We start from the raw sequence: 6220 nt of genomic DNA, 5'->3' as shown, positions 1-6220 counted from the left end.
GGTAGGTTGCCCACGTGTTACTCACCCGTCCGCCGCTAACTGTTGGAAGCAAGCTTCCAACAGTTCGCTCGACTTGCATGTATTAGGCATGCCGCCAGCGTTCGTCCTGAGCCAGGATCAAACTCTCCATAAGAGAAATTCGATTAGCTCGAGTTTCATTTGCTGGCATCAATTAAGATACTCATTTTGTTTATGTCATCGTTAGATGCATAAACTGTATTTCGTTAACGTTTTGCTGTTCAGTTTTCAAGGTTCATTTCGTCGGTCTCTCGTAAGAGTCAACTTTCTTATAATAACATCTCGCTGTTTTGTTGTCAACACTTTTAGTGAAAAACTTTTTCGCTGTGTTTTTCGCTAAGTCGCTAACTTCAAAAGCAACTTTATAAATATACCACCTGTTTCTAAATAACGCAAGTGTTTTCTTCAATTCTTTTTGATTTTCTTTTACACTCTATTAAATCCCTTGATTTAAGCAATAAAAAACAGCTCCAATATCGCTATTGGAGCTGTCAAATCAGTCTTTAGGACGCATTTGAGGGAATAACAGCACATCGCGGATTGATTGTGAGTTCGTCAACAACATGACGAGACGGTCGATTCCAATGCCGAGTCCACCTGTTGGAGGTAGTCCGTATTCTAATGCTGTAATGAAGTCTTCATCCATTTCATGCGCTTCATCGTTTCCTTGCTCCTTCTCTACCAGCTGCGACTCGAACCGTTCGCGCTGATCGATCGGATCGTTTAACTCGGTGAAGGCGTTAGCGTGTTCACGGCGTACGATAAATAGCTCAAAACGATCTGTATATCGCGGGTCTTCCGGATTCTTCTTTGCAAGCGGTGATACTTCTACCGGATGTCCATAGATGAATGTCGGCTGGACAAGTTCTTCTTCTACTTTCTGCTCGAAGAATTCATTCAGTACATGACCTACTTCCATAGAAGGAGTTACTTGTACGTTATGTTCTTTCGCTAGTTCATGCGCTTGTTCTTTCGTCAGTTGCTGCCAGAAGTCTACGCCTGTATATTCCTTGACCGCATCTGCCATGTGAAGTCGCTTCCAACGTGGGGCTAATTCGATTTGATCATCACCATACTGGATAGTAGTCGTACCGAGTACTTCTTGTGCGATATGAGCTACTAGGTTTTCTGTTAGTTCCATGATGTCGTTGTAATCCGCGTAAGCTTCATATAACTCGATCATTGTAAATTCAGGGTTGTGACGAGTGGACATTCCTTCATTACGGAATACACGTCCAATTTCATATACTTTTTCAAGGCCTCCAACGATCAGGCGCTTTAGATGTAGTTCAATAGCAATCCGCATATACAATGTCATATCAAGCGTATTGTGATGTGTAACGAACGGGCGTGCTGCTGCTCCCCCTGCTATTGAATGAAGCATAGGTGTTTCTACTTCAAGAAAGCCTTGCCCATCCAAGTAATGACGCATCGATTGTATGATTCGACTACGCATAATGAATGTTTCTTTGCTACCTTCTGTTGATATTAAATCTAGGTAGCGCTGACGATAGCGTTGTTCTACGTCTTGTAGGCCATGGAACTTCTCAGGCAATGGACGTAACGCTTTTGTTAAGAATGTAAAACTTGTTGCTTTAATAGAAAGTTCTCCTACTTTTGTTTTGAAAATAATACCTTGAACACCGACTATGTCTCCAAGATCCGCAGAGGTAAACAGCTTGTAAGCATCTTCACCGATAGCGTCTTGACGTACGTAAATCTGGATTTGACCTCCGAGATCTGAAATGTGAGCGAATCCAGCTTTACCTTTTCCACGCTTTGTCATAATACGACCAGCAATGGTTACTTCATGCTCGTTTTCTTCCAACTCTTCTTTTGACTGCTCCTCATACGTAGAGCGTATCTCGCTTGTCAGGTGCGTGCGTTCAAAACGCTGACCGAACGGATCCAAACCATCTTCACGTATATCATTCATCTTCTGGCGTCTCACCAAAAGCTGATCATTCATTTCATCCATATTGGACATTCCCTTTCACTCCTTCATGCTTTGACTGTCCCTATTCCCAGGATCAGTCGTCTGCAACTATTGTACACAAATTCCAAGGCTAACAAAAGGACAAACAGTTATCTCTTTCTATTGTATAGAAAAAACTGCCCTATTATAGAGCAGTTTGATCATTCAACGTTCAATCTTATCGTAAAAACTCTTCGACTTGTTCAACCTTTTTCCAAAGGTTCACTCCGTCATCCTTTATCGCTAGTTCTTCACGATAAAGTGTTCCTGTTGTAGGATTTTTTACATCCTCATTAATCTCAACAAGCGGTACAAGCACGAATGCCCGCTCTTGCATACGGAGATGTGGAATGATCAAATTCTCCAATTGGATGTGTTCCTCGTTATAAAGCAAAATATCCAAGTCTACCGTACGTGGGCCCCAACGTATTTTACGCATTCTGCCAAGCTTATTTTCAATAGACTGGCACGCGCTCAATAATTCCGTTGCTTCCAATGTAGTCTCAAGCCTTACTACGATATTCAAAAACTTCGCTTGTTCTGTTAATCCGACAGGCTCAGTCTCATATACGGAAGACACTTGTAACACGTTAATAGAAGGGTGTTCATTTAACAATTGTACTGCTTGCTGTAAATGTTCGAGTCGATCACCTATATTCGACCCTAATGACAAGTAGGCGCCATTCAAGAGAAACGCCCCCTCGTGATTTCCACGGAAACGGATGAGTAATGCCCACGAATCGGTGGATCCGGCTTTATAAGTACGACGCGCACACCATTTACCTTTTTCGCAAAGTCCGTCATGATCGTTCCCGCCACCGTTTCAGCTACTGTCTCGATCAAATGAACCGCTTCCCCTTCCACGATATTCTTGCACATTTCATAGACTTCTGCATAGTTCATTGTTTTCGATAAATCATCGGTTTGTCCGGCTTCTGCGAGATCCATCGCCAACGAAACCGTCAGCCGAAACCGCTGCCCAAGCTTATTCTCTTCAGGCAATGCACCGTGGTAACCATAAAACTCCATATCATTCAAATGAATATAATCCATGAAATCCCTCCATTTTATCGCTTACCCAGTGTACGCTGCTTTCTTCGTCAATACATCCATCATCTTGACCATACGTGAGATTTCTTTTACATCATGAACACGCATAATATGTCCACCATGCTCAATGCCGTAACAAACCGTTGCACCCGTACCTTCTATACGCTCTTCCACAGGTAGATCGAGCACTTTACCGATCATACCTTTACGAGATGTACCAAGCAAAACGGGATATCCGAGCTTCGCAATTGAAGACAACCCTTGCATCGCCAATATATTTTGTTCGAAATCTTTTGCGAAGCCGATGCCTGGATCCAACCAGATCATCTCTTCACTAACTCCAGCTAGCTTTGCAATATTAATACTCTCCTGTAAGTCTTCTATGACAGCCTCCATGAATGGTAGCTCGTAATGACGATTTTCACGATTGTGCATCAAAATGATCGGTACACCGTAACGCGCCGCCACTTCTGCGATCGCTGGTTCCCGCTTTGCGCCCCAAACATCATTAATTATACTGGCACCTGCTATAATCGCAGCTTCCGCCACAGCTGCTTTAGACGTGTCAATTGATATTACACAGCCAAGTTCTTTCGTGAGTAACTCAATCGTTGGTACAACTCGCGCTATTTCCTCTTCAACCGAAACAGGTGTATACCCTGGCCGAGTGGACTCTCCGCCGATGTCGATAATTTTTGCACCGTCCGCTAGCATTTTCCGTGCATGTTCAAGAGCCGTGTTTCGCTGTCCATACTTTCCGCCATCCGAAAATGAATCCGGCGTGACATTCAATATCCCCATAATTACCGTTTCTTCCGTAAAGTTGATCGTTGTTTCACCCAATTTATAAGATGCACGCGCTTTAGATAATTCCATTACTAGTCACTCACTTTCATTCGCTTGACAGCTCGTTGGTAACCGGCATGCAATCGTTGATAGATGGATCCTTCCTTGCCGGAAAACATTACTTCTCCTACCCGGCGGATCGGAACTAGTTCTTGAATCGCATTGGTAATAAATACTTCCTCTGCCCGTTCAAGTTCATCTTGCATATACAAGCCTTCATGGATAGGTAATCCTATTTCACCAGCCATTTCAATGACAAACGCTCGCGTCGTGCCAGGTAAAATTCCCGTTTCCAAGGAAGGTGTATACAACTCGCCTTGTTTCACCCAAAACACATTGGATGTAATGCCCTCTGCTACATAGCCGTCCGAAGTAATAAATAGACCTTCTGTTTCTATCAATGAAGGTAATTCTAAACGTCCTTTGACATTATTCGCATACTGATGTGACTTATGACGAATGCCACTTTCCGGTTCATTACGCGTTGTTGCAAGCCAAACGCCATCTTTTTCCGTATGTACAGGCGGCAGATGGAGCGTTTTCTGGAAGATTAGTACATTTGGTTGTTCATATTGTGTAGGTGCTAGCCCAATATCATGCACACCTGCTGATACATTCAATCGGTAATACCCATCCTCATAGCCATTCTCCTTATACAAAGAATAAATAGCCGATAAAATTTCCTCATCACTATACCGCATTTCAATACGATAATCGGCCAATGCTGACCGCAGGCGAATCATATGCGATTCGTAAAGGAATACATGGCCATCGTATGTACGAAACGTTTCAAAAAAACCTAGCCCGTAAAGAAACCCATGGTCAAATGGGGATATTTGTAACTCCTCCGCGACTACTTGCTTACCGTTCACCCAGCAAATCAATGCAGTTGCCTACTTTCTCTATGAGTCGCTAATTCCGCCATTTCTTTCGCTTGCCACAATGCTTTTGCTTTATTTAGAGACTCTTGATATTCAGCGGCAGGATCCGAATCAGGTACTAAACCCGCACCTGCTTGGATATGCACGATACCATCTTGAATGAATGCTGTACGAATGGTGATATTCAGCTCCAGATCTCCATTGAAACCAATCCAACCCATTGAACCTGTGTAGAGTCCTCTACGTGTCGGTTCTAATTCTTCGATGATTTCCATCGTACGTAATTTAGGATCTCCCGTAATTGAGCCACCAGGGAATACACCGTGCATAATAGGTGCCAAATCTTCAGAAGACGCAGTACCCCGAACATTCGATACTAAATGCATGACGTGCGAATACTTTTCGACAACCATGAATTCATCCACTTCTACTGTGCCTTCTTGACAGATCCCTTGAAAATCCGCACACTCGAGGTCGACAAGCATCTTGTGCTCACCTATTTCCTTAGCATTCGACACCAACTCTTCCTGTAAAGATAGGTCTTCCACTTCCGTCATCCCACGTTTTCTCGTGCCACCGATTGGGCGTGTACTCAGTTCAGTTCCGCGCTTTTTCAACAATAGCTCTGGAGAACCGGAAACCACTTCAAAATTCGGCGCTGCCATATAGGCCATATAAGGTGAAGGATTGAACGAACGCAGTGCTTCATACATCAATAAGGAAGGTGCTTCGAGCGGTTTTGATTGACGTACGGACAAATTCACTTGCACTACTTCCCCATCATCAATGAATTGCTGTACATCGCGCACCATTTGCTCGAATTGCTCTCCTGTTACAGAAACTTGTAGATCTTCTTCAGTAACGTCCACATCTACCGCTTGTCCAGTAGTAAATTGACGATTCAGTAGACCTTTTTGTGACGCTTCCGTCCATTCGTTCACCATATTATCCAACGCATGCTGCTTCTCAGGCAATGTCATAAAATAGACATCGCTATTCTCTATATCGAACACCGCCCATTGATCAAAGAGGTAAAAGAATACGTCAGGTGTCGCCAAGTCTTCCTTCGCAAGTATCGGTAAAGTCTCATAACGTCTAACATAATCGTAGCTGACCATCCCAATCGGTCCACCTTGATAGGCAGGCAGATCTTTTTGATGCTCCAGGTTATATCGCCTCATAAACTCATTCAGCAAGACTAGCGGATCATCTCCCGTCAGCCACTCTTCTTTACCATCACGCCACTCTAAATGTAAACCCGTTTTAGTTGCGTTGAACGTCACAAGCGGATCAAGTCCCGCCACACACATCTTCCCACCACGACCACTCTCTAATAAAACATGTCGTTCTACCGTTGTTGCAAGTTGGCGGTAGGCATAAAAAAATTCGTCTTTTGTCATGGAAGCCGTCTGATAGGCTACTGTATTCATGCTAGTTCCCCCTGCGTCTC

General features: G+C 43.7%; 6 protein-coding genes and 1 rRNA gene. All 7 read right to left on the bottom strand.

What is annotated here, in order from left to right:
- Positions 1 to 133: ribosomal RNA gene (locus CSV61_RS15015) — 16S ribosomal RNA — on the bottom strand; the annotation flags it as partial.
- A 381-nt stretch (positions 134 to 514) separates the two neighbouring features.
- Positions 515 to 2005, bottom strand: a complete 1491-nt coding sequence (gene lysS, locus CSV61_RS15010) for a lysine--tRNA ligase (protein WP_099639879.1) — start codon at positions 2003 to 2005, stop codon at positions 515 to 517.
- A 166-nt stretch (positions 2006 to 2171) separates the two neighbouring features.
- Positions 2172 to 2681 carry a 2-amino-4-hydroxy-6-hydroxymethyldihydropteridine diphosphokinase gene (gene folK / locus CSV61_RS15005; protein WP_099639878.1) on the bottom strand — a complete coding sequence of 170 codons (510 nt, stop codon included), beginning with the start codon at positions 2679 to 2681 and terminating at the stop codon, positions 2172 to 2174.
- Positions 2678 to 3046: a dihydroneopterin aldolase gene (folB, locus tag CSV61_RS15000; protein ID WP_083034544.1), complete on the bottom strand. Its 369-nt coding sequence runs from the start codon at positions 3044 to 3046 to the stop codon at positions 2678 to 2680. Before folB ends, folK begins: the two co-directional genes overlap by 4 nt.
- 21 nt (positions 3047 to 3067) lie before the next feature.
- Positions 3068 to 3919 (bottom strand): dihydropteroate synthase, encoded by an 852-nt coding sequence (folP, locus tag CSV61_RS14995; RefSeq protein ID WP_099639877.1) that lies wholly within the window; start codon positions 3917 to 3919, stop codon positions 3068 to 3070.
- A gap of 2 nt (positions 3920 to 3921) precedes the next feature.
- Entirely contained in the window at positions 3922 to 4773 is an 852-nt protein-coding gene (gene pabC / locus CSV61_RS14990; protein ID WP_099639876.1) for an aminodeoxychorismate lyase, read from the bottom strand.
- Positions 4770 to 6200 carry an anthranilate synthase component I family protein gene (locus CSV61_RS14985; protein ID WP_099639875.1) on the bottom strand — a complete coding sequence of 477 codons (1431 nt, stop codon included), beginning with the start codon at positions 6198 to 6200 and terminating at the stop codon, positions 4770 to 4772. Before CSV61_RS14985 ends, pabC begins: the two co-directional genes overlap by 4 nt.
- Positions 6201 to 6220 lie beyond the last annotated feature (20 nt).

The organism is Sporosarcina sp. P3 (assembly GCF_002743415.1).
GTDB lineage: Bacteria > Bacillota > Bacilli > Bacillales_A > Planococcaceae > Sporosarcina > Sporosarcina ureae_A.
This window is presented reverse-complemented; position numbering and strand designations above follow the sequence as displayed.